General features: G+C 72.5%; 24 protein-coding genes. 17 read left to right on the top strand and 7 right to left on the bottom strand.

Going from position 1 to position 24,472, the window contains the following annotated elements:
- Nucleotide 1 precedes the first annotated feature (1 nt).
- Complete coding sequence (locus AH6_RS20870) at nt 2–355, bottom strand: YraN family protein (RefSeq protein ID WP_067482424.1); 354 nt, start codon at nt 353–355, stop codon at nt 2–4.
- 146 nt (nt 356–501) lie between these two features.
- Between AH6_RS20870 and AH6_RS20865 the strand changes: the two genes are divergently transcribed.
- A complete protein-coding gene (locus AH6_RS20865; RefSeq protein WP_373861782.1) occupies nt 502–1,464 on the top strand; it encodes a tyrosine recombinase XerC in 963 nt (320 codons plus the stop codon).
- A 98-nt stretch (nt 1,465–1,562) separates the two neighbouring features.
- Here AH6_RS20865 and AH6_RS20860 read toward each other — a convergent pair whose 3' ends face one another.
- The gene (locus tag AH6_RS20860) at nt 1,563–2,435 is read right to left on the bottom strand and encodes a M23 family metallopeptidase (protein WP_083983282.1); all 873 of its coding nucleotides are present in this window, start codon (nt 2,433–2,435) and stop codon (nt 1,563–1,565) included.
- 310 nt (nt 2,436–2,745) lie between these two features.
- Between AH6_RS20860 and rpsB the strand changes: the two genes are divergently transcribed.
- From rpsB to AH6_RS20835, 5 genes are all read left to right on the top strand, one after another.
- Nucleotides 2,746–3,717, top strand: a complete 972-nt coding sequence (gene rpsB / locus AH6_RS20855; protein ID WP_067482357.1) for a 30S ribosomal protein S2 — start codon at nt 2,746–2,748, stop codon at nt 3,715–3,717.
- Between the two features lie 85 nt (nt 3,718–3,802).
- Nucleotides 3,803–4,639 (top strand): translation elongation factor Ts, encoded by an 837-nt coding sequence (gene tsf, locus AH6_RS20850; RefSeq protein WP_067482355.1) that lies wholly within the window; start codon nt 3,803–3,805, stop codon nt 4,637–4,639.
- A gap of 58 nt (nt 4,640–4,697) precedes the next feature.
- Complete coding sequence (gene pyrH / locus AH6_RS20845) at nt 4,698–5,477, top strand: UMP kinase (RefSeq protein WP_083983278.1); 780 nt, start codon at nt 4,698–4,700, stop codon at nt 5,475–5,477.
- Nucleotides 5,478–5,561: 84 nt separating this feature from the next.
- On the top strand, nt 5,562–6,119 hold the full coding sequence (frr, locus tag AH6_RS20840; protein ID WP_067482351.1) for a ribosome recycling factor: 558 nt from the start codon (nt 5,562–5,564) through the stop codon (nt 6,117–6,119).
- Nucleotides 6,119–7,000 carry a phosphatidate cytidylyltransferase gene (locus tag AH6_RS20835; protein ID WP_067482349.1) on the top strand — a complete coding sequence of 294 codons (882 nt, stop codon included), beginning with the start codon at nt 6,119–6,121 and terminating at the stop codon, nt 6,998–7,000. The genes frr and AH6_RS20835 overlap by 1 nt, the downstream gene beginning before the upstream one ends.
- 101 nt (nt 7,001–7,101) lie before the next feature.
- Here AH6_RS20835 and AH6_RS20830 read toward each other — a convergent pair whose 3' ends face one another.
- Nucleotides 7,102–8,199: a suppressor of fused domain protein gene (locus tag AH6_RS20830; RefSeq protein WP_245679393.1), complete on the bottom strand. Its 1,098-nt coding sequence runs from the start codon at nt 8,197–8,199 to the stop codon at nt 7,102–7,104.
- Nucleotides 8,200–8,378: 179 nt separating this feature from the next.
- On the opposite strand from AH6_RS20830, the gene rlmN reads away from it, so the two are divergent.
- From rlmN to AH6_RS20815, 3 genes are read left to right on the top strand one after another with little or no spacing between them, the layout of a single operon-like run.
- Nucleotides 8,379–9,566 (top strand): dual-specificity RNA methyltransferase RlmN, encoded by a 1,188-nt coding sequence (gene rlmN / locus AH6_RS20825; protein WP_083983277.1) that lies wholly within the window; start codon nt 8,379–8,381, stop codon nt 9,564–9,566.
- A gap of 17 nt (nt 9,567–9,583) precedes the next feature.
- Nucleotides 9,584–10,096, top strand: a complete 513-nt coding sequence (locus tag AH6_RS20820; RefSeq protein WP_067482345.1) for a DivIVA domain-containing protein — start codon at nt 9,584–9,586, stop codon at nt 10,094–10,096.
- 51 nt (nt 10,097–10,147) lie between these two features.
- Entirely contained in the window at nt 10,148–10,879 is a 732-nt protein-coding gene (locus AH6_RS20815) for a DUF1963 domain-containing protein (RefSeq protein WP_067482343.1), read from the top strand.
- A 15-nt stretch (nt 10,880–10,894) separates the two neighbouring features.
- On the opposite strand, the gene AH6_RS20810 is transcribed toward AH6_RS20815, so the two are convergent.
- Both AH6_RS20810 and AH6_RS20805 read right to left on the bottom strand, forming a co-directional pair.
- Nucleotides 10,895–11,590, bottom strand: a complete 696-nt coding sequence (locus AH6_RS20810) for a hypothetical protein (protein WP_067482341.1) — start codon at nt 11,588–11,590, stop codon at nt 10,895–10,897.
- Complete coding sequence (locus tag AH6_RS20805) at nt 11,587–12,297, bottom strand: ABC transporter ATP-binding protein (protein ID WP_067482339.1); 711 nt, start codon at nt 12,295–12,297, stop codon at nt 11,587–11,589. Before AH6_RS20805 ends, AH6_RS20810 begins: the two co-directional genes overlap by 4 nt.
- A gap of 208 nt (nt 12,298–12,505) precedes the next feature.
- On the opposite strand from AH6_RS20805, the gene AH6_RS20800 reads away from it, so the two are divergent.
- The 5 genes from AH6_RS20800 (at nt 12,506) to AH6_RS20785 (ending at nt 19,455) form a co-directional block, all read left to right on the top strand.
- Entirely contained in the window at nt 12,506–13,285 is a 780-nt protein-coding gene (locus AH6_RS20800; RefSeq protein WP_067482337.1) for an AfsR/SARP family transcriptional regulator, read from the top strand.
- Nucleotides 13,286–13,398: 113 nt separating this feature from the next.
- Nucleotides 13,399–13,572 (top strand): cinnamycin family lantibiotic, encoded by a 174-nt coding sequence (locus AH6_RS43900; RefSeq protein WP_157431607.1) that lies wholly within the window; start codon nt 13,399–13,401, stop codon nt 13,570–13,572.
- Between the two features lie 297 nt (nt 13,573–13,869).
- Nucleotides 13,870–16,995: a class III lanthionine synthetase LanKC N-terminal domain-containing protein gene (locus AH6_RS20795; protein ID WP_067482335.1), complete on the top strand. Its 3,126-nt coding sequence runs from the start codon at nt 13,870–13,872 to the stop codon at nt 16,993–16,995.
- 1 nt (nt 16,996) lies between these two features.
- Nucleotides 16,997–18,907: an ABC transporter ATP-binding protein gene (locus AH6_RS46700; RefSeq protein WP_067482333.1), complete on the top strand. Its 1,911-nt coding sequence runs from the start codon at nt 16,997–16,999 to the stop codon at nt 18,905–18,907.
- A gap of 122 nt (nt 18,908–19,029) precedes the next feature.
- Complete coding sequence (locus AH6_RS20785) at nt 19,030–19,455, top strand: HIT family protein (RefSeq protein WP_067482331.1); 426 nt, start codon at nt 19,030–19,032, stop codon at nt 19,453–19,455.
- Between the two features lie 60 nt (nt 19,456–19,515).
- Here AH6_RS20785 and AH6_RS20780 read toward each other — a convergent pair whose 3' ends face one another.
- Complete coding sequence (locus AH6_RS20780; RefSeq protein WP_067482329.1) at nt 19,516–19,773, bottom strand: type II toxin -antitoxin system TacA 1-like antitoxin; 258 nt, start codon at nt 19,771–19,773, stop codon at nt 19,516–19,518.
- Between the two features lie 120 nt (nt 19,774–19,893).
- Nucleotides 19,894–20,382 carry an Lrp/AsnC family transcriptional regulator gene (locus AH6_RS20775; RefSeq protein ID WP_067482327.1) on the bottom strand — a complete coding sequence of 163 codons (489 nt, stop codon included), beginning with the start codon at nt 20,380–20,382 and terminating at the stop codon, nt 19,894–19,896.
- A gap of 165 nt (nt 20,383–20,547) precedes the next feature.
- On the opposite strand from AH6_RS20775, the gene AH6_RS20770 reads away from it, so the two are divergent.
- From AH6_RS20770 to AH6_RS20760, 3 genes are all read left to right on the top strand, one after another.
- On the top strand, nt 20,548–21,990 hold the full coding sequence (locus AH6_RS20770) for a gamma-aminobutyraldehyde dehydrogenase (protein WP_067482325.1): 1,443 nt from the start codon (nt 20,548–20,550) through the stop codon (nt 21,988–21,990).
- 93 nt (nt 21,991–22,083) lie between these two features.
- The gene (locus tag AH6_RS20765) at nt 22,084–23,241 is read left to right on the top strand and encodes an ABC transporter ATP-binding protein (protein WP_067482323.1); all 1,158 of its coding nucleotides are present in this window, start codon (nt 22,084–22,086) and stop codon (nt 23,239–23,241) included.
- Nucleotides 23,238–24,470, top strand: coding sequence for an ABC transporter substrate-binding protein (locus tag AH6_RS20760; protein ID WP_083983269.1), 1,233 nt, complete (start codon nt 23,238–23,240; stop codon nt 24,468–24,470). The genes AH6_RS20765 and AH6_RS20760 overlap by 4 nt, the downstream gene beginning before the upstream one ends.
- The last annotated feature ends 2 nt before the right edge of the window (nt 24,471–24,472 follow it).

Below are 24,472 nucleotides of genomic sequence, written 5' to 3'. Positions count from 1 at the left end.
CTCAGCACACCGCCCGGTGGTGCTCCACGACGAAGCCGTCGCCGTCGGTCAGCAGGCCGAGCACGTCGATGCGGATCTCGGCGTCGCGGGCCCGGTGCGTGGCGGCCCAGGCGCAGGTGAGGCGGCGCAGCCGGGCCGCCTTGTCGGTGGAGATCGCCTCGAACGGGGTGCCGTAGCGGTCGGAGCGGCGGGTCTTCACCTCGCAGACGACCGTGCCGGCGCCGTCGTGGGCCACGATGTCGAGCTCGCCCTCGGGACAGCGCCAGTTGCGGGCGAGGATCGTCCAGCCGAGCCGGACCAGGTAGGCGGCCGCCGCGGTCTCTCCGCGCCGGCCGAGGCCGATGTGGGTTTGCATGATGCTCACCTCCGCCTTCGACGGTGCCGTGTCCGGACGCGGAGCGTCACTACAGAATCGCGTTCTGTGGATAAGTCGAGATCTTGCTGGGCCCGCAGGCGGGTGAGGCTTGCTTTGCCCGGCCCGGTGGCGCAGCGTGGGCCGCTGTGAGCGCTGACGAGGAGTCCGAACAGGAGATCCCCGCGGACGTCACCGCGCCGTTCCAGGAGGCGTTGGGGGAGTTCGAGCGGCACCTGCGCGCCGAACGGGACGTGTCGGAGCACACGCTGCGCGCCTACCTCGGCGATCTCGGCGACCTGTGCCGGTACGCGGGGACGGTGGGCGCCGCCGAGCCGGCGGAACTCGACGTGGCGGTGCTGCGCGCCTGGCTGGCCCGGCAGCACGCCCTCGGCAGATCGCGCGCCACCCTGGCCCGGCGCACGGCGGCCGTCCGGACCTTCACCGGATACCTGCACCGGCGCGGCCTCATCCCGACGGACCCGGGCCCGCTGCTGGGCACACCGAAACGCCCGCGCGACCTCCCCGCCGTCCTCGCGCAGGACGACGCGTCGCGCCTCCTGGACCGCATGGACGCCACCGGGCCGCTGGGCCTACGGGATCTCGCCGTTCTGGAGGTCCTGTACGGGACCGGCGTGCGGGTCGGCGAGTTGTGCGGGCTGGACATCGACGACCTGGACGCCGGGCGGCGGACCGCCCGCGTCCTGGGCAAGGGCGGCAAGGAGCGGACCGTTCCGATGGGCGAGCCCGCCGTGCGGGCCGTCGAGGACTGGTTGCGGGCCGGGCGTCCGGCACTGACCACCGAGGACAGCGGCCCCGCCCTGTTCCTCGGTGCGAGAGGCGGGCGTCTGCACCCCAACACCGCGCGCCGCATAGTGCACGACCGCATCGCCGAGGTCGGAGAGGTGCCCGATCTGAGCCCGCACGGACTCCGCCACAGCGCGGCCACCCACCTGCTGGAGGGAGGAGCCGACCTGCGCAGTGTCCAGGAGATCCTGGGGCACGCCTCCTTGCAGACCACCCAGCTCTACACGCACGTCTCCGCCGAACGGCTCAAGCAGGTGCACCGGCAGGCCCACCCGCGCGGGACCGCCGACGACGCCCGCGACTGAGCGCCCCACCGCGGCCGTTCATCGGGACAGTTATTCGTCGGAACGGTCGTTCAGCGGGACGGTCGTTCAGCAGGACGGACATTCGTCGGGACGGCCGATCATCGGGAGCGGCGCAGGCGGCGTTCCCGCGTCAGGTCGACCACGCCCGGCGGCGGACGGCGCCTGGAGCGGCCTCGGATGCGCATCTGGCGCAGGGCGACCAGGCCGAACGCCAGCAGCATGCCCGTCACGGCCCCGCCGGTCGCCGTCGTCGCGTCGCGCAGGACCAGACGGATCGGTTGGTCGACAGGACGCTCGTCGGCCTTGCCGACGTTCTGGGCGCGTGGATGTGGCGAGATCCCTGTGGCCGACGGTGGCGAGGGCAGGGAAGCAGGCGTGCTCGGCGGCGGTGGCGAGGCGAGAGAGGCGGGCGTGCTCGGCGGCGGGGATGAGAGGAGGGCGGGCGTGCTGGGCGGTGGTGTTGCCACTGCGGGCGGCGCAGGTGCCTGCAAGATCGGGCCGGCGGGCCAGCGGGGGAGTAGCCGGATCTGCGGGCGCACCAGGAGCAGCGGATCCAGGTAGGCGGTCGCGTTCCGCAGGCCCCAGTGCAGGCAGGCGACTGTGCAGTGGACGGGCACGCGTTCCACCGTGCCGATGCGCGTCCCGGGAGCCACCCGGTGGCCACGCCGGAGGGCCGGGCGCACCGGCAGGTAGGTCGTCCGCAGGGCGCCGTGGCTGATCGCGACCACTCCGCGCCCGGCCACGTACCCGGCATAGCTGATCTGGCCCCGGCCCGCGGCGTACACCGGCTGGCCCGGACGGGCGGCCAGATCGACCCCCCGGTGCCCCGACAGCCAGGGCGAGGGCGGCGGCGTGAAGCCGCGGAGGACCTCCGGAGCGGGCGGCCCTAACGGCCAGCGCCACTGATCTTGAGGCGGTGGAGCGCCCGTGATCAGGGTGGTGCAGGCGAACAGCAGAGTGAGTAGGGTCATGTCCAGCAGCGTGCACGGACCGCCGGCGGCACCGCCAGGCCCGAGCCCCACCTGTGGATAACCGAGCCTCCGAGGCCGGTTGATTCCACGTGCGCGCCGAACATCCAATAGACTTGGGGAACGGTCGCACGGACTTCACCCGCGCGGCCGAATTCACGCGCTCGTCGGCCACCCACAGCTCACCTCGCGGAGAGCACGGTGGGGCGCAGCCTCTCGGTCCGTCGCCTGCGACGGCGGGGCCGCGTCCGAGCGCGGGCAGACAACCGGAACTTGGCCCGCACCATCGGGCCGGACAGGAGAACACGGGCACATGGCTCCCGTCGTCACCATGCGGCAGCTCCTCGAGAGCGGCGTCCACTTCGGCCACCAGACCCGCCGGTGGAACCCCAAGATGAAGCGCTTCATCTTCACCGAGCGCAACGGCATCTACATCATCGACCTGCAGCAGTCGCTGTCCTACATCGACCGTGCCTTCGAGTTCGTGCGGGCCACGGTCGCGCACGGCGGCACGATCCTGTTCGTCGGCACCAAGAAGCAGGCCCAGGAGGCCATCGCCGAGCAGGCGGCCCGGGTCGGGATGCCCTACGTCAACCAGCGCTGGCTGGGCGGCATGCTCACCAACTTCTCCACCGTCCACAAGCGGCTCACCCGGCTCAAGGAGCTGGAGGAGATCAACTACGACGACGTGGCCGGCTCCGGCATGACCAAGAAGGAGCTGCTGGGCCTGCGCCGCGAGAAGGACAAGCTGGAGCGCACCCTCGGCGGTATCCGCGACATGGCCAAGGTGCCCAGCGCCGTCTGGATCGTGGACACCAAGAAGGAGCACATCGCGGTCAACGAGGCCAAGAAGCTCGGCATCCCGGTCGTGGCGATCCTGGACACCAACTGCGACCCCGACGAGGTCGACTACCCGATCCCGGGCAACGACGACGCCATCCGCAGCGTCAGCCTGCTGACCCGCGTGGTCGCCGACGCCGTCGCCGACGGTCTGATCGCCCGCTCCGGCGCCTCCGCCGGCGACGAGAAGCCGGCCGAGGCCGCCGCCTCCGCCGCCGAGCCGCTGCCCGAGTGGGAGCGGGACCTGCTGGAGGGCAAGCCGGCCGAGCAGGTCGCCACCGAGGCGCGCGCCGAGGACGGCGGCAGCACCGAGGAGCAGGCCTCCGCCGAGACCGACCGCGCCGCCGCCTCCGAGGCCACGGCCAAGGACGAGCCGGCCGCCGAGGGCACCGAGGCCGCCGCCGAGACCGCCGAGGCCCCCACCGAGGCCGCCGAGCAGTCCTGACGACGCGGGGTCCCCGAGGGCGCGGCCCTCGGGGGCCCGTTGTCTGTCACCCCAGTTTCTTCCACCACGACAGGACAAGAGAGCGATGGCTGACTTCACCGCCGCTGACGTCAAGCGGCTTCGCGAGCTGACCGGCTCCGGCATGATGGCCTGCAAGAACGCCCTCACCGAGGCGGCGGGCGACTTCGAGAAGGCGGTCGAGATCCTGCGCCTGGCCGGTGCCAAGGACGTCGGCAAGCGCGCCGAGCGCACCGCCGCCAACGGCCTGGTCGCCGAGCACTTCGAGGGCACCACCGACGGCGCGCTGCTCGAAGTGAAGTGCGAGACCGACTTCGTCGCCAAGAACGCCGAGTTCATCGAGCTCGCCAACCGGATCGTCGGGTTCGCCGCCAAGAGCGGCGTGGCCGACTCCGCCGCGCTGCTGGCCGCCGAGATCGAGTCCGGCAAGACCGTCGAGGCCCTGATCCAGGAGGCCTCCGCCAAGATCGGCGAGAAGCTGGAGATCGGCCGCTTCGCCCACTACCAGGGCGCCTACGTGGCCAGCTACCTGCACAAGTCCGACCCGTCGCTGCCGCCGACCACCGGCGTGCTGGTCGAGCTGGACACCGAGAACGCCGAGGTCGCCAAGGACGTCGCGCAGCAGATCGCCGCGATGTCGCCCAAGTACCTCACCCGCGAGGAGATCCCCGCGGAGGCGATCGAGAAGGAGCGCGCGCTCGCCGAGCAGCTCACCCGCGACGAGGGCAAGCCCGAGCAGGCCATCCCGAAGATCGTCGAGGGCCGGGTCAACGCCTACTTCCGCGACTTCGTGCTGCTGGAGCAGGCGTTCGTCAAGGACAACAAGAAGACCATCGCCAAGGTCCTCGACGAGGCCGGTGTGAAGGTCGTCCGCTTCGCCCGCTTCAAGGTCGGCCAGGCGTAAGGGACCCTGGAGACAGGGGACCGCACAGATTTCACGAAGCAACGAGGAGGCCGCCGACGTGCCGGAAGAGACCACAACCGATACGACGGCGGCCTCGTCGTCTGCCCAGCACGCCCCGCGCGGCGGCTGGAAGCGGGTGCTGCTGAAGCTGTCCGGCGAGGCGTTCGCCGGCGGTGACCCGCTGGGCATCGACCCCGAGGTCGTGCAGCACGTCGCCGAGGCCATCGCCGAGGCCGTCAAGGACGGCGTCGAGGTCGCGGTGGTGTGCGGCGGCGGCAACATGTTCCGCGGCGCCCAGCTCGCCGAGCGCGGCATGGACCGCGGCCGCGGCGACTACATGGGCATGATCGGCACCGTGATCAACTGCCTGGCGCTGCAGGACTTCCTGGAGAAGCTGGGCCTGGACACGCGGGTGCAGACCGCCATCACCATGAGCCAGGTGGCCGAGCCCTACATCCCGCGCCGCGCCATCCGGCACCTGGAGAAGGGCCGCGTGGTGATCTTCGGCGCGGGCCTCGGCCAGCCGTTCTTCTCCACCGACACCACCGCCGCCCAGCGCGCGCTGGAGATCGGCGCCGAGGCGGTGCTGAAGGCCACTCAGGTGGACGGCGTGTACGACGCCGACCCCCGCAAGAATCCGGACGCGGTGAAGTTCGACCGTTTGGATTACGGTGAGGTTCTACAGCGGGGTCTGAAGGTCATGGACGCCACGGCCATCAGCCTCTGCATGGATAACACGCTGCCCATCGTGGTCTTCGACCTCATGGGCCAGGGCAACATCGTCCGGGCCGTCCGCGGTGAGAAGATCGGCACGCTGGTCAGCCCGGCCGACGGCTGACCGATCCGACCGAGCGCGGCCGGGCCGGCGGCGCAGCACGACCGGCAGGCAACCCAAGGGCCGACAGATGAACCGGGAGTCGAAGTGATCGACGAGACCCTCCTCGAAGCCGAGGAGAAGATGGAGAAGGCGGTCGCGGTCGCCAAGGAGGACTTCCAGGCCATCCGCACCGGCCGCGTCACCCCCGCCATGTTCAACAAGATCACCGCGGAGTACTACGGCACGCCGACGCCGGTCAACCAGCTGGCCTCCTTCACGCTGCCCGAGCCCCGCATGGTGATCGTCCAGGTCTTCGACAAGTCCTCCATGCAGGCGGTGGAGCGGGCGATCCGCGACAGCGACCTCGGCGTGAACCCCACCAACGACGGCAACGTCATCCGCGTGGTGTTCCCCGAGCTGTCGGAGGAGCGCCGCCGGGAGTTCATCAAGGTCGCCGGAGGCAAGGCCGAGGACGCCCGGATCTCGATCCGCAACGTCCGCCGCCGCGCCAAGGACACCCTCGACAAACTCGCCAAGGACGGCGAGGCCGGCGAGGACGACGTCCGCCGCGCGGAGAAGGAGCTCGACGACGCCACCCACCGGTACGTGGCGCAGATCGACGAGCTGCTCGAACACAAGAAGGCCGAACTCCTCGAGGTTTGATGGAACTCGACGAGTCCGGGGAGCCCGCGGGCTCCCCGACCGGCGGTGCGCAGCCGCCGGCCAAGAAGAACCGGGCGGGCCGCAACCTGCCCCTCGCCATCGGCGTCGGGGCGGCACTCGGCGCGCTGGTGCTGGTGTCGCTCTACACCGTCAGGGAGATCTTCCTGGCGGTCATGGTCGTGTTCCTGTTCCTCGGGATGCGGGAGCTGACCGAGGCGTTCAAGAGCCGCGACATCCAGGTCCCGTTCGCCCCGCTGGCGGTCGGGATGGTGTTCGCGCCGGTCGCGGCCTACATCTGGGGGCCGATCGCGCTGGTCGCGGTCGTCGCCCTGGTGGTGCTCGCGGTGCTGGTGGTGCGGATGCCCGAGGGCGCGGAGGGGTACGTCCGCGACACCACCGCCGGGGTGTTCGTGGCGGGCTACCTGGTGCTCATCGGCGGCATCGTGGCCCTGCTGATGCGGCCCGACGACGGCGACCACCGAACGGTGATCTTCATCGCGGTGACGGTGGCCAGCGACATCGGCGGCTACTTCGCCGGGGCGTTCCTCGGCCGGCACAAGATGGCGCCGACGATCAGCCCGAAGAAGACCTGGGAGGGCGTCACCGGCTCGGCGATCGCCTGCATGGCGGTGGGCGCCTGGCTGATGTGGTGGCTGCTGGCCGACGGCCAGGTCTGGCACGGCGTGCTGGTCGGCCTGGCCGCGGTGGTCACCGCCACCGTGGGCGACCTCATCGAGTCGATGATCAAGCGGGATCTCGGCATCAAGGACATGGGCACGCTGCTGCCCGGCCACGGCGGCGTGATGGACCGGCTGGACTCCCTGGTCGCCACCGCCCCCGTCGTGTGGCTGCTGCTGGAGCTGTTCACCCCCGCCCCCTGATCCCCCGACGCGCCGGACGGCCGTGCGATCGCCCCCGATCGCACGGCCGTCCGTGTTCTCTCGTCCGTGTTCTCTCGCCCGTGTTCTCCGGACCGTTCCGGTCAGGACACCACCCAGGACCGCCCCTGCTGCGCCAGCCGCCGCACCAGCGCGTCCGACCCCTCGCTCCTGGCGTACCGGTACTCCTCGCCGGAGATCGGCACCAGCCACAACCAGCGCACCGGGTCGCCGACCGTCAGCCCTGTCAGGCCCGGCGCGACCGGCCCCGCCAGGCGGCTGGGGTCGTCCAGCAGCAGCACGCCCTCCCAGGCCGTGTCGTCGCCGCCCAGTGGGAACGTCTGAGCCTCGTGGTACCACTTGACCACGTCGCCCGGCGCGAACCACGTCACCGACCGCCACGGGTACTGCGCCAGCCAGGGGAAGACGCTGCCCGCCCGCTGGCTCGGCATCGTGGTGGCGACGGCCAGCTCGATGCGCGAGTGCGGGGCGACGTCGTCCTCGTACAGCTCGACGGTCGGCATCCGCTGCCGGCTCATCCCCACGGTGCTCAGCACCGTGAACTCCCGGTCGCGGCGGGCAGGGCGCTCCGACACCCCGACCAGCGGCGCGGCCCCGGCGTTGCCGGGGGTGAGGCGGCGGCCGACGTCGTGCCAGTAGTGGCCGCCGGGCCCCAGGCGCTGGAGGAGGTGACCCAGCACGGACTGCTGGTAGCCGGCCCACGAGCCGTCCGCCGTGACGGCCTTCCAGTGCTCGCGGGCCTGGTCGACGCGCGCCGCGAACTCCGCGATCTCGTCGTCGAGCGGGAACGCGAACGGTCCGGGCCCGGTGGCGTCGCGGCTGTAGCCGGGCACGCCGCGGGCCACGTCCCCCCAGCCCGGCAGCACCAGCAGGAGTTCGCCGCGCTCCAGGACGGCCGCGCCGTCGCCCTCCTCGAACCAGACGATCTCAAGGTCGCCGGGGGCCAGCGGGTCCCGCCCCTCGGGCTCGCGGACGTGGGAGGCGGGCATGAGCGGCGCCAGTCCGGCGTCCATCCGGCCGAGGTCCGGCCCGTCCGGCGCGGCCCGGTGGTTGGCGGCCCAGACCGCGCCCACCACCGCGTCGCGGGCGTCCTTGAGATAGGCGGCGGTGACGACGCCGTCGGTCTCGATCACCAGCCGCCTGCTGCCGTACGGGCTGACCGCGTCCCGCACGACCGTCACACCGCTCCGGGCCGAAGCGGACCCCCTGCGCAATACCGACATGATCGAGACCCTAGTGTCCGGGGAAGGTCATGCGCAGGCGTGTTGGAGGTCAACGCGCGAGCCCGCGGGACGAGGGCCGTGCCGGGAAGTCGGGAACGGTCAGGGCATGGCGCGGTGTTTGCGACACTGGAGGAACCATGTCTGCCACCACCGAACCCGCCGCGTCCACCGAGTCCGCCGCTTCCGCGCCCGAGGGCGCCCCGGCGGCCGGGTCGCCTGCCAAGACGCCGGCCAAGCTCGTGTTCGCCGCGCCCCGCCGGGCCAAGCCGCCGCGCCACCTCGCCGACCTCACGACGGACGAGCGCCGCGCCGTGGTCGCCGAGCTGGGGGAGAAGCCGTTCCGCGCCGACCAGCTCTCGCGGCACTACTTCGCCCGCCTGGTCGACGACCCGGCGCAGATGACCGACCTGCCCGCCCCGCTGCGCGAGCGGCTGGTCGGCGAGCTGCTGCCGGACCTGCTGACCCCGGTGCGGGAGCTGGCCTGCGACGGCGGCAAGACCTTGAAGACGGTCTGGAAGGCCTTCGACGGCGTGCTGTTCGAGTCGGTGCTGATGCGCTACCCCGACCGCGCCACGATGTGCGTGTCGTCCCAGGCCGGGTGCGGCATGAACTGCCCGTTCTGCGCGACCGGGCAGGCCGGGCTGACCCGCAACCTGTCCACCGCCGAGATCGTCGAGCAGGTCGCCGCGGGCGCCCGCGCGATGGCGCGCGGCCGCGTCGCCGGCGGTCCGGGGCGGGTCTCCAACATCGTGTTCATGGGCATGGGCGAGCCGCTGGCCAACTACAAGGCGGTGCTCGGCGCGGTGCGGCGCATCACCGACCCCGCGCCGGCGGGCCTCGGCATCTCCCAGCGCTCGGTGACGGTGTCCACGGTGGGCCTGGTCCCGGCGATCGAGAAGCTGGCGGCCGAGGACATGTCGGTGCGGCTGGCGCTGTCGCTGCACGCGCCCGACGACGAGCTGCGCGACGAGCTGGTGCCGATCAACAACCGGTGGAAGGTCGAGGAGGTCCTGGACGCGGCCTGGGCCTACGCCGACAGGAGCGGCCGCCGGGTCTCGATCGAGTACGCGCTGATCAAGGACATCAACGACCAGGGCTGGCGGGCCGACCTGCTGGGCCGCCTCTTGCGCGGCCGTCTCGTACACGTCAACCTGATCCCGTTGAACCCGACGCCGGGCTCCAAGTGGACCGCCTCGCGGCCGGAGGACGAGCGGGAGTTCGTCCGGCGGCTGGAGGCGCACGGGGTGCCGGTGACGGTGCGCGACACCCGGGGGAGGGAGATCGACGGCGCCTGCGGCCAGCTGGCCGCGGCCACCAAGGACTAGCACGGACGAGGAGCCGCATGTCGGCCGGGACCGGGAGCCGCCCGCCGGTGGCGCTGCGCGGCTACGACCGCGCGCAGGTGGACGCGCTGCTGGCGCGGATCGACCGGGCCCTGGACGGCGGCCCGGAGCTGCCGCCCGAGGAGGTCCGCCGGACCCGGTTCGACGTGGTGCTGCGCGGCTACGAGCAGCGGGCGGTCGACGAGCTGCTGCGCGAGCGCGTCCGGCGGCTCCAGGCGGCCGGGCCGATCGCCGAGCGCGCCGGGCGTCCCCGGGTACATCCGGGCTGGCTGATCACCTGGATTCAGAACGCCCGATTCACCGGTTCCCGGCTGCGCGCCGGATACGACGTGCGCGACGTGGACGCGTTCCTGGACCGGGTGATCGCCGGGCTGCGCGGCACCGCGCCGCCCGTGCCGCCCCGGGACGTGCGCGAATGCGTGTTCCGCAACGTGCGGTGGGGGCCGGGGTACGACGAGCAGGAGGTCGACCGGTTCCTGACCCAGCTCGCCGGGGCGCTGGAACGCCGCTGAATCCGTCCCGACACTGGTACGCGCGACCCGCGCCGGGGAACGCTACGTGACATGGATCACTTCCTCCCGCAACGGCAACGCCTGCACTCCCTGTTCGGCGTGTTCTTCGCCCCCGAGGTCACCGCGGCGCTGCTGGAGCTGGCGCGGCCCGCCATCGCGCTGGGCCCGCCCGGTGACGCGACGGTCCGGCTGGGCGGCGAGCCGCTGCTGCCGGAGGGCGCGTCCTGGCCGGTCCAAGACGGGCGGCCGCTGGCGTTCCTCGGCTCGGTGGACTTCGCCGGGCTCGCGGCCCTGACGCCGCTGCCGGGCCTGCCCGGCAAGGGCGTGGCGGCGTTCTACCACGCGGCGGGCGCGGAGGAGGGCTGCCGGGTGTTCACCGGCGACCTCCGCCCGGCCGAGCGGCCGTCCGGCGCCGTCTCCTACCCGCTGTGCCCGCTCGGCGCGTCGCCGTTCCTGTCGGTGCCCTCGCCGCAGGAGCCGGTCATGCGGCGGCTGGAGGAGTCCTACAGCGGGTTCCTGGAGGTCTACGAGCAGCTGCACGCGGCGTGGCTGGCGCACATGTGGCCCGACGACGCCCCGAACCACCAGCTCGGCGGCTGGCCGGTGCTGGTGCGGACCCCGGCGGGGCCGCAGGAGACCGAGCAGGAGCGGTGGCGGCTGCTGCTCCAGCTCGACTCCGACGTCCGGCTCGGCTGGGACTGGGGCGGGCCCGGCCGGGTGTACTTCTGCGTGCGGTCCGACGAACCGGTCGAAAGCGCGTGCCTCACCGCGCAGGCGTCCTGAACCGATCGGCAGAGCTCAGCGGCGGCGGCCGACCAGGGCGTAGCCGACGCCGACCAGGGCCGTCCACAACGCCAGGCGCAGCGCGATGCCCCCGTAGGCGTCGGTGAACGCGACCGGCCCCGCGTGCGCGGCGCGGATCCAGTCGAGCATCGGCACCGTCAGCGGGGACAGCGGCCCGATTCCGAGCAGCAGCACGGCCAGGAGCACGCTCAGCAGCACCAGCAGGCCCGTCCCCGGCGAAGGGATGACCGGCCTGCTCGTCCAGGCGCCCAGGGCGGTGGCGGACGCGGCGGCCAGCAGCATCAGCCCCACACCGGCCAGCAGCGCGGGCGCCCCGACGCCCGCGAGGGCGCCGTAGACGAACGGCACGGCCAGCGCCACCACGCCCAGCACCAGGTTGACCGTGTACGCCGCGAGCAGCCCGGCGGCGACCGGCGCGCCGCGATGCCGCACGGCCGTCGCCGACAGGTCGCGCTGCCCGTCCGGCTGGGTGTCGAGCAGCGCGCGGGCCGCCCACGCCCAGATGGGGAACATGAACGCGGCCACGTCGCCCAGCGTGCCGGTGGCGAGCTCGCGAAGCCCTTCCGGGTCGGGATGGCTCGGCCGCTGGAGCAGGACCAGCGCCACGATCAGCAGGACCACCAGCAGCGGTTGCAGGATACGCAGCGACCGCAGGTAACCGGCGATCTGGAACCGGGCGAGCGCGATCACCGGCGCGGCCTCCGCACGTCGTAGCCGTCGGCCCGCAGCTTGGTCTCCACGGTGTCGGCCTCGTCGGCGCGCACCACCACCTCCAGGGTCGTCCATCCCGCGGTCGCGCCCGCGGCGGTCACGGTGCCGTCGGCGACGCGGACGCGCTCGACGCCGGGCAGGTCCTCCAGGCAGCGCTGATGGTCGCTGACCACGACGGTCGTGCCGCCCTCGGCCAGCTCGGCGACCAGGCCGGGCAGCGCGTCGCGGGTCTGGGCGTCCAGCCCGGCGAACGGCTCGTCCAGGATCAGCAGGCCGGGGCCGGGCAGCAGCGCCTGCGCCAGCCCGACCTTCTGCGCGCTGCCCTTGGACAGCTCGGGCAGCCGCGTCTCCAGCAGGTGCCCGAACGCCAGGCGCTCGATCCAGGGCTCGGCGGCGGAGGTGGGCACGTCCTGCATGGCCGCCATGTGCCGCAGGTAGGCGCGGACGGTGAACGGCTGCTCGACCGGGAAGCGCTCGGGCGCGTACCCGACGCGCGCGGGCCTGCCGGTGACCGTGCCGCGGCGCGGGTCGCGCAGCCCGGCGACCAGCCGCAGCAGCGTCGACTTGCCGGCGCCGTTGCGGCCGGTGACCTCGATGATCCGGCCGGGCGGCAGGTCGAGGGTCACGTCCCGCAGCACCCACGGAGCGCGGCGACGGTACCGGAAGGCGACACTGTCCAGGCGCATGGGACCGCACGCTAGCGGTGCGCGCGTAAGCCCGCCATCAGGCCGGAACCCGCCGCGCCGGGCGACCTGTCGATCTGGTGAGACCAGTGTGCGGAAACGTTCCCATAGTGCTCACCTGGCCGATCCGCACCACGAAGCGCTCCGTCGCATGAGAATGACTGTCCGTCACCTTGCCCAGGTGAAGGGGAAGGGTGGAGAAAGGAATGTGATGGAATTCCGGTTGCTCGGCACGGTCGAGACGGCCGACGGAGGGTGGTCCCCGACCGCCGCCAAACAGCGGGTCCTGCTCGCTGCCTGCCTGCTCACGCCACGCCGGGCGGTGTCCACTGAACGACTCATCGAGGCGATCTGGGGGACGGCCCCGCCGGCCACCGCGAGCGCGCTGGTGCAGAGCTACGTGTGCGCGCTGCGCCGCGCCCTTCCGAAGCCGGACCTGTTGCAGACCCGGCCTCCGGGATATCTGATGGACGTCGATCCGGGGCAGGTGGACGTGCACCGGTTCACCGACCTGACGGCCCGGGGCCGGCGCGCGCTGGTCCGGCAGCGGCACGCCGAAGCGTCGGCGATCCTGCGGCACGCCTTGGGGTTGTGGCGCGGGGCCGCGTTCGGCGGCGAGGGCGAGTCGTTCCTGCGGGCGGAGGCCGCCCGCCTGGAGGAGATGCGGCTGGCGGCGCTGGAGGACCGCGTCGCCGCCGAACTATGGCTGGGAGAGGGGCTGTCGCTGGTGCCCGAACTGGTCGGCCTGGTGGTCGGCCACCCGTTACGCGAACGGCTGCGCGGGCAGCTGATGGTGGCCCTGCACCAGTCGGGCCGCCGGGCGGAGGCCCTGGAGGTGTACCGGGAGACCCGGCGCGTGCTGGCGGAGGAGCTGGGACTGGACCCGTGCCAGGGCCTGCAACGCCTGCACGAGGCCATCCTCAACGAGGATCCGGAGCTCCCGACGGCCTTCCAGCCCGGCGATCCCCGCCGCCAGCGGCGGGGCGCCTGAACGTTGCAGCGGGACTGCAGAGCTGCTGCAGAGCCGCCCGCTTGACTGGGCGGCAGCCGGGAGGAACCCGGCGGACGAGGGCGCCGAAGGCGTCCCGAGCAGGGGAGTTGTGCATGAACGCGAACACGCTCGAACCGCGCGACGCCGGCATCCGGGAGACGGCCGAGTTCGACCAGGTCTTCTTCGCGACGGCTGAGGGCGCCGACCACTACAGCCCGCAGACGGCCTGCATCAGCACGTGCATCTCGGGCTGGACCATCCGCTGCGACGGCCGGACGTTCGACTAGGCCGCGATCCGCTCCCAGGAAAGGCCACCGGGCGGTGACCCGGTGGCCTTTCCCAGCGAATCCAGGCGCAGCCGCCGCCCGGCAGGACCGAGCGGCGGCGCGCACACCCGGCGGAACGAGGGCGGCTGGCTAGTCGGCTTCGGCGAGGGCCAGGGACATGGCACAGGCGCTCGGCGCATGCATCGGTGATTACGGGTTCGTGGGCTGGGCTGGGCGTTCGGCCTGGCGGCGGTGGGTGGGACGGCCTGGTGACGGGCCGGGCAGGGAACGGCGGGACTCGGCGAGAGGGGCGGGACGATGGACCTCGGCGAACGGATCGAAGCCGCGGCCGGGCGGCGCGGGCTGTCGGTGCGCACCGGACGAACGTGGATCTCGGTCCGGGACCCCACGGCCGAGCTGGCCGACCAGGGCTGGAAGCTGCACGTCTCGGCGCGGCCGGTGACGCTGGCGGAGACCGTGGAGCGGGCGCTGCCGGTCCTGCTGGAGGCCGCGCCCGGCTTCAAGGTGGTCAGCGGCGCTGACATCCTGGGCTCGTTCAACTCCAGCGGCAACGGCACCGGCTCGACCGGCAAGGCCATCACCGTCTATCCGGCCCAGGACGCCGTCGCCGAGGTGGGCGCCCTGCTGGTGGCGGCGCTGCGCGGACTCGACGCGCCGGTCATCAAGAGCGATCGGCGCGTTCATCCCGACGCCCCCGTCTACTACCGGTACGGACCGTTCCGGCCGAGGTACCGGGCGACGCGCAACGGCGACTACGAGCTGGTGGTGGTGGGGCCGGACGGTCAGACCTACCCGGGGGAGGCCGGACCCGCCTACCGATGCCCGGATTGGGCGCGAGATCCGTTCCATGACGAACCCGGTGACCTCGGGGGAGCCCGGATACTCGGTGGCCGTTACCGCCTCGTCTCCGGAATCTCCTGCTCGCCCAGGGGGAACGTCTACCGGGCGGTCGACCTGGAGGACGAGCGCGAAGTGGTCGTCAAGCAGGCGCGCGCCTATATCGGGGAACGCGAAGACGGCACGGACGTGCGCACCTACCTCCGCAACGAGCGCCGCGTGCTGCACGTGCTGGCGGGCGTCAGCGGAGTGCCCGCCGTCCTGGACCACTTCCGGCACGGTGCCGACGAGTTCCTGGTGGTGAGCAGCGCCGGAGAACGGGACCTGCGCCAGGACGTCGCCGAGCACGGTCCGTACAGGTCAGGTCCCTCCGGGCAGGATTCGTGCGGGCAGGATTCGGAACGGGACCTGACGGCCCTCGCGCGGAAGCTGGTGGCCCTGCTGGACGCGGTGCACGGCAAGGGAGTGGTGTACCGCGACCTGGCGCCCAAGAACGTGGTGCTGGACGGCGATGGCCGCTGCCATCTGGTGGACTTCGACATCAGCCGCTTCGACGGCGAGCAACGGTCCGGCTGGACGCCCGGATACGCGCCTCCCGGCCAGAACCAGGGTGTTGCGGCTGTACCCGCGGACGACTACTACGCCCTCGGCGCCACCCTGTTCTACGCCGCGACCGGCCTCGACCCCGTCCGGATGCACGACCAGGAGGAGCGGAACGTCACCGGCACCCTGGCGGCCCTGGGCGCCCTGGGACTGGCGGATTCACCGGCGGTGGCGGCGATACCGCGCCTGCTCGACGCGGACCCGGCCGAACGTGTCAGGGCGGTCGCCGACCTCCGCGAACGCGCAGTCCCGGGTGGACGCGCCGCTTCAGCTGATCACCGTCGCGGGGGCCGCCTCCGCCCGGTTCCGCTTCCCGCACTTCCGGCGTCCGGCCCGGCCGAGCTGGAAGAGATCATCGCGCACACCGTCACGGAGACCGTCCGCTACGCCCGCGAGATGGTCGAAGCCGGCGGGGACCCGCCCCGTCCGACCAACGCCCATCTCGGCGGTGCCGGGATCGGGGCCGAGCTCCTGCAGCACGGCGACCGGCCGGACGTCCGCCATGCCGTTCACGACCTCGTCCGCTGGTCCCTGGCGCGCGTGCGGGACGAGGAACCGGCGCACGGTCTGCTCTTCGGCAGCGCCGGTCCGGCGATCTTCCTGGCCATGGCCGCAGCAGACTCGCAGATCGGGCTCGACCGCTTCGCCGGCCGCGCAAAGGACGATCAGAGTGGCTTCGCTCGTGGCCTCACCGCCCCCGAAGACGCGGCTACCGGCCCTTCCCGCACGAACCGTGACGTGCACGGGGCAGACGATGGCAGCGGGCGTGTTCGGGGCCGACCGGGTGATCCTGCTGATCTGCGCACTCCGGAGACCGGCGACCAGCGCACTCGGGCCGCCGCGTGCATACCGGAAAGCGGCGGCCATCGCGCCTGGCCTGTCGACGCGGGATCGCATGCACAAGCCTGGGATGCACAGGGCGGGGAAGCCCGGCGTGCAGCTGACGGTTCGTCTGACCAGCACGGCGCAGGACGGGGTGATTCCTGCGCCCGGTTCGCCGCACCTCGACCCGGTGATCGGGACGACTTCGCACACGGCTTGGCCGGGACGGGTGCCGGTCACCTGATCCTGGCTGAACTGGAAAGCGACTCCTGGCATCTGGAACGCGCCGCCGAATGTGCGCACCTGCTCGCCAACGGGCAGGTCAGCGCGACCGCCGACGAGATCCCGCCGTCCCCGCCCGGGTCCGGTGTCCATCCCGAATGGGGACTCGCGCACGGAACGGCGGGCATCGTCTCCTTCTTGCTCGCCGAAGGCCGGACGGCGATGCCGGAGGCCGAGCGCCGCTGCGCGGAGCTGGCCGCCGTGGTCCCCGAACTGGTCGAAGCCGCCGGGCGGCCCACGGCGCGCCCCATGGTCGGCTCCTGGTGCCAGGGGCTCGCCGGGATCGGCGTGTGCCTGCTGGCGGCGTCCGCCGTGCTGAACGACGACCGGATGCTGGACCTCGCTGCGGACGCCGGGCGGGCCTGCCTGCGCACCGCGCCGACCATGGCCGTGCTGAGCCAGTGCTGCGGCATGGCCGGGGCGGGCGAGCTGCTCATCGACCTGGCCGTGGCCACCGGATCGGAGGAGTTCATGGACGGCGCGCACCGCGTGCTCGGGCTGATGCTGGCCCGGTCCGGCGGGTCACCGGGGCGTCCGGTCTTCCCCGACCATTCGCTGACCGCCGCCAGCGGTCCGTGGGGGGTGGGCACGGCCGGTGTCCTGACGTTCCTGCGCCGGCTGCGCGACGGCGGCGGACCACGGCCATGGACGATCGGTGGGGTTGCCAGCGGGACGGCCGACGGGCCTACGGGTAGGGCGGGCGACAGGGTTGCTGGCAGGACGGTCGACGGGGCTGCTGGCAGAGTGGCGGGCAGCGCTGTCAGCAGGGCGGGCGACGGGGGAGCCAGCAGGGCGACAGGCGGGACGGTCGGCGGGGCTGCCAGCGGAGTGACCGGCAGGATGACCGGCGGGGCGGTCGGCATGACGGCGGGGCGGTGACATGGGCCGCGACACCGCCGAACTGGACCCGTCCCTCCTGCCCGGCTACGACGCGCGCCTCATGGGCGCGGGCGTGTGGGGGACGGCGCGGGAACTGCCCGTCGTCACCGGGCGCGTGCTCCGGCTGGCCTGGTCGGCCGGGCGCCGCGCCACGCTGGGACTGCTGGCGTTGCAGACGTTGTCGGCCGCCGTGACCGGGTTCGCGCTGCTGGCGGGGACGGCCGTGCTGAGCGCGCTGCTGGCGTCCGGGCCGACCCCCGACCGGATCCGTGCCGCGCTGCCCGCGTTGCTGGTGATGGCGGGGGCGTACGCGCTGCGCGGGCTCGCCGACGCCGGGGTCGCCGACCTCCAGGCCCGGCTCACCCCCCGCGTGCAGCGGGTCGCCGAGGACCGTTTCCACACCGCCATCGTCGGCGTCGAGCTGCCCGCGTTCGACGATCCCGACTGGCACGACGCGATGAGCCGGTCCCGCGACCGTGGCCTGACCTACACCGAGATGGCCGTCGAGCAGCTCGTGGAGACGGTCAGCGCCCTGGTCGGGCTGCTGGCGGTGGCCGGGGTGCTGGGCGTGCTGCATCCGCTGCTGGTGCCGCTGCTGGCCCTGTCGGTGCTGCCGCAGGCGTGGGCGGCGCTGAGCACCGCGCGGCACTCCTACACCGGTGCGCTGCGCCTGGCGACGTTGCGCCGCCGCCAGCTCATGGTGGGAGACCTGCTGTCGCAGCGCGCCCCGGCCGCCGAGATCCGCGCGTGCACGGCCGAGGACTTCCTGCTGGGGGAGTACCGGGCGCTGGCGGCCACGGTCGAGGCCGAGCGGCGCCGGGTCGAACTCGCCGGGGCCCGCCGCACGACCCTGGGCCGGACGCTGGGTGGGACGGCCACCCTGGGGCTGTTCGTGGTGCTGGGCTGGCTGCTGGCCGAGGGCATGATGCCGCTGGCCGTGGCCGGTACCGCCGTCGTCGCGGTCCGGCTGGGGCAGGCCGGGCTGCTGAGGTTGTCCACGGTCGCCAACCGGCTGTACGAGCAGGGCCTCTACATCGCCGACCTGGAGACCTTCATCGGCGACAGCCGGGCGCGCCGCCCCGAGCCCACCGGACGGCCCGCCCCCGCCGACTTCGAGGAACTGGTGCTGGACGGCGTCGGCTTCCGCTACCCCGGCGCTGACCGGGACGCGCTCCGCGACGTCCACATGCGCGTCCGCAGGGGCGAGGTCATCGCGCTGGTCGGGGAGAACGGCTCGGGCAAGTCCACGCTGGCCAGGTTGCTGGCCGGACTCTACCGGCCCGACACCGGCACGATCCGCTGGGACGGTGTGGACACGGCCGGTCTCGACCCCGCCGGCGTCCGTGAACGGGTCGCGCTGGTCCCCCAGGAGGCGGCGCGCTGGCCGCTGACCGCCCGCGAGAACATCACCATCGGACGGCACCGGCGCCCGGACCCCGCGGACCGGGCGCTGGGGGAGGCGGCCCGCTTCTCCGGCGCGGACCGGATCATCGCCAGGCTGCCCGGCGGCTACGACACCATGTTGTCGCGCTGCTTCGCGGGCGGCGCGGAACTGTCGGGCGGGCAGTGGCAGAGCGTGTCGATCGCCCGCGCGGTGTACCGGGACGCGCCGCTGCTCATCTGCGACGAGCCGACCTCGGCGCTGGACCCGCGCGCCGAGCACCGCGTCTACGAGTCGTTCCGGCGGCTGGCGGGGAGGGGGGCCGACGGCGGCCCGGAACGCACGGTCGTGCTGATCACGCACCGCATGGCCAGCGTCCGGCACGCGGACCGGATCTACGTGCTGGACCGGGGCGCCCTGGCGGAGGTCGGCGGCCACGAGGAGCTGATGGCCCTGGACGGGATCTACGCCGGGCTCTACCGGACCCAGGCCGCCGCCTTCCGGGAGGAACCACCGGTCCCGGCGTGCTGATCGCCGTTGTCGGTCAGCCGGCTTCATGGTCGAAGGCATAGGGGCGCGTTGTCCGGTAGCCGGGGCTGTGAGCAGGGGGCGGGACGCTTCGGGCGGGGGTGGCGGCGGGCAGAATGAGGGGCATGAGTGCCAGCGGGTGTGTGTTCTGTCGGATCATCAAAGGGGAGCTCGGCGCACATTTTGTGCTGGAGGAGCCCGACGCGGTGGCCTTCCTCGACACGCGGCCGCTGTTCAAGGGGCACACCCTGCTGGTGCCGCGCGACCACCACGAGACGCTGACCGACCTGCCGGCCGAGGAGGTCGGGCCGCTGTTCCGGCACGCGCAGCGGCTGGCGGGGGCCATGGAGAGCGGGCTGGCGGCGGCCGGGTCGTTCGTGGCCAACAACAACCGGATCAGCCAGAGCGTCCCGCACCTCCACGTCCACGTCGTGCCGCGCAGGCCCAAGGACGGCCTGCGCGGCTTCTTCTGGCCCCGCACCAAGTACGAGTCCGACGCCGAGGCGGCCGAGTACGCGGCACGTCTGCGGGCGGCGTTGGCGGGGGCGTAGTCAGCTGGGGGTCATGGCCGACGGCGCTGTCGGGCGGGGGCGGGGGTCCTCAGGGCGGCTTCACAGAGCGGCTATCAGGGCCACGAACGGCGCGGCCGTCTCCTCGAAGTGCAGGCGGTCGCCGTCGGCGCGCTCGTCGACCGCGGCGTGCTCGTAGAGTTCGCGTTCAGCTCGGTCCAGGACCGCGCACAGCACGTACTGGTTGACCGTCCAGCCCAGGAGGTCCGCGGCCTTGCGGATCACAAGGTGCTGTTCCTCGGTGACGGGCAGCTCGATCTGGCGGGTGGCGGGAAGGTCCTGGCGAACCGACTCCGACATGGCCGGTCTCCTTCCTGGCAACATCTCAAAGTACGCCCGCGGGCGCGGCCGCTGCATCCCCTAGGAGAAGGAGAATCCGAAGGTGGCGGGGTCCCGGCCGGGCGGCGCGCGCCCCAGGAGTCAGCGGGTGCCCCAGGAGTAGGACTGTTTCCGCAGCTTCAGGTAGACGAAGCTCTCGGTCGAGACCACCCCCCGCACCGCGCGGATGCGGCCCAGCAGCTCCAGCAGCTGCTCGTCGTCCTCGCAGACCAGCTCGACCAGGATGTCGAACGAGCCCGCGGTGATCACCACGTAGTCGATCTCCTCGACGGCGGCCAGCTGGTCGGCGATGGACTCCAGGTCGCCCTCGCACTTGACGCCGATCATCATCTGCCGGGAGAAGCCGAGCATCATCGGGTCGGTGACGCCCACGATCTGCATCACGCCCGCGTCCAGCAGCTTCTGCACGCGCTGGCGCACCGCCGCCTCCGACAGTCCCACCGCCTTGCCGATCGCCGCGTAGGAGCGGCGGCCGTCCTGCTGGAGCTGCTCGATGATCTGCTTGGCGGTCTCGTCGAGGTGGACGGACGCTAGGGCACGTCGGGACGACGGCGGTCGGCGGTCCGTCATGGGTGCTCTCCTTGCTGCGGCATCGTGCCTGTTCGGCGTACGGTCCAAAGGAATTAGTCGTGAAATGGGATCGTAACAACGGAATCACTTGTCAGAGCCCGAGTCCTCTGTCAAGGTCGGGACCAAGCGGACACATCGGGCAGGTGCCCCCGGGAAGGGATCGACGTGACCAGCGACGGCAGGACCAGGCTGCGCAACTTTATCGGCGGCGCGTACACCGACACCAAGGAAGGCCGGACGCTGGAGGTGATCGACCCCAGCACCGGTGACGCCTACGCCGAGGCCCCGGTCTCCGGGCCCGCCGACGTGGACGCGGCCTTCCGCGCCGCCGCCGACGCCTTCCCCGGCTGGCGCGACGCCACCCCCAAGGACCGCAGCCTCGCGCTGCTGCGCTTCGCCGACGCCGTGGAGGCCCGCGCCGCCGACCTCGTCGAGGCCGAGAGCCGCGACACCGGCAAGCCGCTCCAGCTCACCATGGACGAGGAGATCCCGCCCATGGTGGACAACATCCGCTTCTTCGCGGGCGCGAGCCGGGTCCTGGAGGGCAAGGCCACCGCCGAGTACATGGCCGACCACACCTCCTCCATCCGGCGCGAGCCGATCGGCGTCTGCGCGCAGGTCACGCCGTGGAACTACCCGATGATGATGGCGGTGTGGAAGTTCGGCCCGGCGCTGGCGGCGGGCAACACCGTCGTCCTCAAGCCGTCGGAGACCACCCCGGCCAGCACGCTGCTGCTCGCCGAGATCGCCGCCGAGCACCTGCCGCCGGGCGTGTTCAACGTCATCTGCGGCGACCGCGACACCGGCCGCGCCCTGGTGACCCACCCGACCCCGCAGATGGTGTCGATCACCGGCAGCGTGCGGGCCGGCATGGAGGTCGCGCGGGCCGCCGCCGACGACCTCAAGCGCGTCCACCTGGAGCTGGGCGGCAAGGCCCCGGTCGTGGTGTTCGACGACGCCGACGTCGAGAGCGCCGCCGCGGGTATCGCCGAGGCCGGGTACTTCAACGCCGGGCAGGACTGCACCGCCGCGACCCGTGTACTGGTCGCCGACCGGCTGGCCGCCGACTTCACCGCCGCGCTCGCCGAGGCCGCGCGGGGCACCGCCGTCGGGCCGCCGAGCGACGGGGACGCCTACTACGGCCCGGTCAACAGCGCCGACCAGCTCGCGCGGGTGCAGGGCTTCCTGGACCGCGCGCCCGACCACGCCGAGGTGCTGGCGGGCGGCGAACGTGTCGGGGAGCGCGGGTACTTCTTCTCCCCGACCGTCGTCGGCGGGCTCCGCCAGGACGACGAGATGGTGCAGAACGAGGTGTTCGGCCCCGTCATCACCGTGCAGAGCTTCACCGACGAGGAGCAGGCCGTCGCCTGGGCCAACGACGTCAGGTACGGCCTGGCCGCCAGCGTGTGGACCCGCGACCACGGCCGCGCCATGCGCATGACCAGGGCCCTGGACTTCGGCGCGGTCTGGGTCAACACCCACATCCCCTTCGTGTCGGAGATGCCGCACGGCGGCTTCAAGCACTCCGGCTACGGCAAGGACATGTCGCTCTACGGGATCGAGGACTACACCCGCGTCAAGCACGTCATGCACTACATCGGCTCCTGAGCCGTCCCGGCCGAGGTCCGTGCCACCGGCGGGCCTCGGCCGCGCCTCCCTGTCGCGCCCCCCGTCGCACCGACCCCGCGAAGGAACCCCGCCATGACCGACACCACTCCCGTCCCGGTGCGCGACGACCCGGGCCGGGCCGATCCCGCGGCGCCGGCGATCGAGCTCGACGGCGTCCGCAAGACCTACCACTCGCACGGCGACACGGTCGCGGCGGTCCGCGGCGTCGATCTCAGCATCGCGCCGGGCGAGTTCTTCTCCCTGCTGGGCCCCTCCGGCTGCGGCAAGACGACCACCATGCGGATGATCGCCGGGTTCGAGGAGCCGACCGCCGGCCGGGTCCGCCTGGACGGCCGCGACGTGACCGGCGTGCCCGCCAACAAGCGCGACGTGAACATGGTGTTCCAGTCGTACGCGCTGTTCCCGCACATGAGCGTGTTCGACAACGTCGCGTTCGGGCTGCGGCGCAAGGGCGTCGCCAAGGGCGAGATCAAAGCGCGGGTCGGCGACATCCTCGGCATCGTGGACCTGGCGGGCCGGGAGAAGCGCCGCCCCGGCGAGCTGTCGGGCGGCCAGCAGCAGCGGGTCGCGCTGGCCCGCGCCCTGGTCAACCGGCCGCGCGCGCTGCTGCTGGACGAGCCGCTGGGCGCGCTCGACCTCAAGCTGCGCCAGGCCATGCAGGTCGAGCTGAAGCGCATCCAGCGCGAGGTCGGCATCACCTTCGTCTACGTCACCCACGACCAGGGCGAGGCGCTGACGATGTCGGACCGCATCGCGGTGATGAACGACGGCGGCGTCGAGCAACTCGGCACCCCGCGCGAGATCTACGAGCGGCCCGCCACCAAGTTCGTGGCCGGGTTCATCGGCACCTCCAACCTGCTGTCGGGCGAGGTCGGCGGGGTGGACGGCGCGCAGGCCGTGATCTCCTACGGCGACGACGGCCGCATCGTGGTGCCGCTGCGCGAGGACCGTCCGGCGGCGGCCGGGGACCGGCTGGAGGTCACCGTGCGGCCCGAGAAGATCGAGCTGCTGACCGAGCGCCCGGACCGGCCCGGCTCGCTGGTGCGGGCCACCGTCGCCGAGGTCGTCTACCTCGGCACCTCCACCAGCTACCTCGTCACCACGCCCGGCGGCGCCGAGGTCACGGTGTTCCAGCAGAACGCCACCAACGCCGACGACCTCGCCGCCCGCGGCGACCAGGTGTGGCTGGCGTGGGAGGCACGCCACTCCTACGCGATAGGCACGGCATGAGCGGCGGACGGAACGCCGCCCCGACCCCCGCGTTCGCGCGCGGCATGACGACCCGGCGCGGCGCGCTGCGGCTGCTGGGCGCCTCCGCGGCGGCCGTGGCGCTGGCCGGATGCTCCATCCCCGGGCAGGGCGGCCGCGGCAAGGTCACCCAGGCCACCATCGACGCGTTCTGGAAGGGCAAGGCCGGCAAGGGCGCCGTGAACTGGGCGAACTGGCCCGGCTACATGGAGGACGACCAGGCCACCATCAAGGCCTTCACCAAGGACACCGGCGTCAGGGTCGCCTACAAGGAGGTCATCCAGGAGGCCGCCGACTGGTTCGGCAAGGTGCAGGCGCCGCTGGCCGCCGGGCAGTCCATCGGCTTCGACCTGATGGTGGTCACCAACGGCATCCAGCTCACCAAGATGATCGAGCTGGGCTTCCTGGCCCCGCTCGACCACGACCGGCTCCAGAACTTCCGCAAGTACGCCGGGCCCAGCTTCCAGAACCCCGCCTACGACCCCGGCAACGCCTTCACGATCCCGTACACCTCGGGCGTGACCGGCATCGCCTACAACACCAAGTACGTCAAGGAAGAGATCACCAGCATCGCCCAGCTCTTCGACCCCCGCTACAAGGGCAAGGTCGGCATGATGGGCGACTCCCAGGAACTCGGCAACTTCGGGATGTTCGCCATCGGCGTCGACCCGCAGAAGTCCGCCCCCAAGGACTGGGAGAACGCCGCGCGCAAGCTGCGCGAGCAGCGCGACAAGGGCATCGTGCGCAAGTACTACGAGCAGAACTACATCGACGCCGTCAGCAAGGGCGACGTGTGGATGACCATGGCCTGGTCGGGCGACGTGTACTCGCTGGCCAGCGACGACGTGAAGTTCGTCGTGCCGCGCGAGGGCGGCACCCTGTGGACCGACAACATGATGATCCCCAAGCCCGCGCCCAACCCCGTCGACGCCCTCACGCTGATGGACTGGCTGTACGACCCGCGCCGCAACGCCACCCTCACCGAGTTCATCAACTACGTGACGCCCGTCCCCACCGCCAAGCAGTACATCGAGGCCGACGCGCGCTCGGCCGAGGGCGACGACAAGGCCGACCTGGAACGGCTGGCCGGCAGCCCGCTGGTGTTCCCCAGCGCCGACGACCTCGCCAAGCTGCGCACCTACCGCGTCCTCACCCAGCAGGAGGAGACGCAGTACCAGAAGATCTTCACGCCGATCGTCCAGGGGAGCTGACC

The sequence above is a fragment of the Actinomadura hibisca NBRC 15177 genome, from assembly GCF_001552635.1.
In the GTDB taxonomy this organism is placed as follows: Bacteria; Actinomycetota; Actinomycetes; order Streptosporangiales; family Streptosporangiaceae; genus Spirillospora; species Spirillospora hibisca.
This window is presented reverse-complemented; position numbering and strand designations above follow the sequence as displayed.

Bases quoted from the DNA above. Each gene is read 5' to 3' on its own strand.
- AH6_RS20815 (WP_067482343.1), top strand. From the start codon at position 10,148: ATGGATCACTTCCTCCCGCAACGGCAACGCCTGCACTCCCTGTTCGGC.
- AH6_RS20765 (WP_067482323.1), top strand. From the start codon at position 22,084: ATGACCGACACCACTCCCGTCCCGGTGCGCGACGACCCGGGCCGGGCC.
- AH6_RS43900 (WP_157431607.1), top strand. From the start codon at position 13,399: ATGAACGCGAACACGCTCGAACCGCGCGACGCCGGCATCCGGGAGACG.
- rpsB (WP_067482357.1), top strand. From the start codon at position 2,746: ATGGCTCCCGTCGTCACCATGCGGCAGCTCCTCGAGAGCGGCGTCCAC.
- AH6_RS20835 (WP_067482349.1), top strand. From the start codon at position 6,119: ATGGAACTCGACGAGTCCGGGGAGCCCGCGGGCTCCCCGACCGGCGGT.
- AH6_RS20775 (WP_067482327.1), bottom strand. From the start codon at position 20,382: ATGACGGACCGCCGACCGCCGTCGTCCCGACGTGCCCTAGCGTCCGTC.
- tsf (WP_067482355.1), top strand. From the start codon at position 3,803: ATGGCTGACTTCACCGCCGCTGACGTCAAGCGGCTTCGCGAGCTGACC.
- AH6_RS20820 (WP_067482345.1), top strand. From the start codon at position 9,584: ATGTCGGCCGGGACCGGGAGCCGCCCGCCGGTGGCGCTGCGCGGCTAC.
- AH6_RS46700 (WP_067482333.1), top strand. From the start codon at position 16,997: ATGGGCCGCGACACCGCCGAACTGGACCCGTCCCTCCTGCCCGGCTAC.
- rlmN (WP_083983277.1), top strand. From the start codon at position 8,379: ATGTCTGCCACCACCGAACCCGCCGCGTCCACCGAGTCCGCCGCTTCC.
- AH6_RS20795 (WP_067482335.1), top strand. From the start codon at position 13,870: ATGGACCTCGGCGAACGGATCGAAGCCGCGGCCGGGCGGCGCGGGCTG.
- AH6_RS20800 (WP_067482337.1), top strand. From the start codon at position 12,506: ATGGAATTCCGGTTGCTCGGCACGGTCGAGACGGCCGACGGAGGGTGG.
- AH6_RS20860 (WP_083983282.1), bottom strand. From the start codon at position 2,435: ATGACCCTACTCACTCTGCTGTTCGCCTGCACCACCCTGATCACGGGC.
- AH6_RS20780 (WP_067482329.1), bottom strand. From the start codon at position 19,773: ATGTCGGAGTCGGTTCGCCAGGACCTTCCCGCCACCCGCCAGATCGAG.
- AH6_RS20785 (WP_067482331.1), top strand. From the start codon at position 19,030: ATGAGTGCCAGCGGGTGTGTGTTCTGTCGGATCATCAAAGGGGAGCTC.
- AH6_RS20760 (WP_083983269.1), top strand. From the start codon at position 23,238: ATGAGCGGCGGACGGAACGCCGCCCCGACCCCCGCGTTCGCGCGCGGC.
- AH6_RS20870 (WP_067482424.1), bottom strand. From the start codon at position 355: ATGCAAACCCACATCGGCCTCGGCCGGCGCGGAGAGACCGCGGCGGCC.
- AH6_RS20805 (WP_067482339.1), bottom strand. From the start codon at position 12,297: ATGCGCCTGGACAGTGTCGCCTTCCGGTACCGTCGCCGCGCTCCGTGG.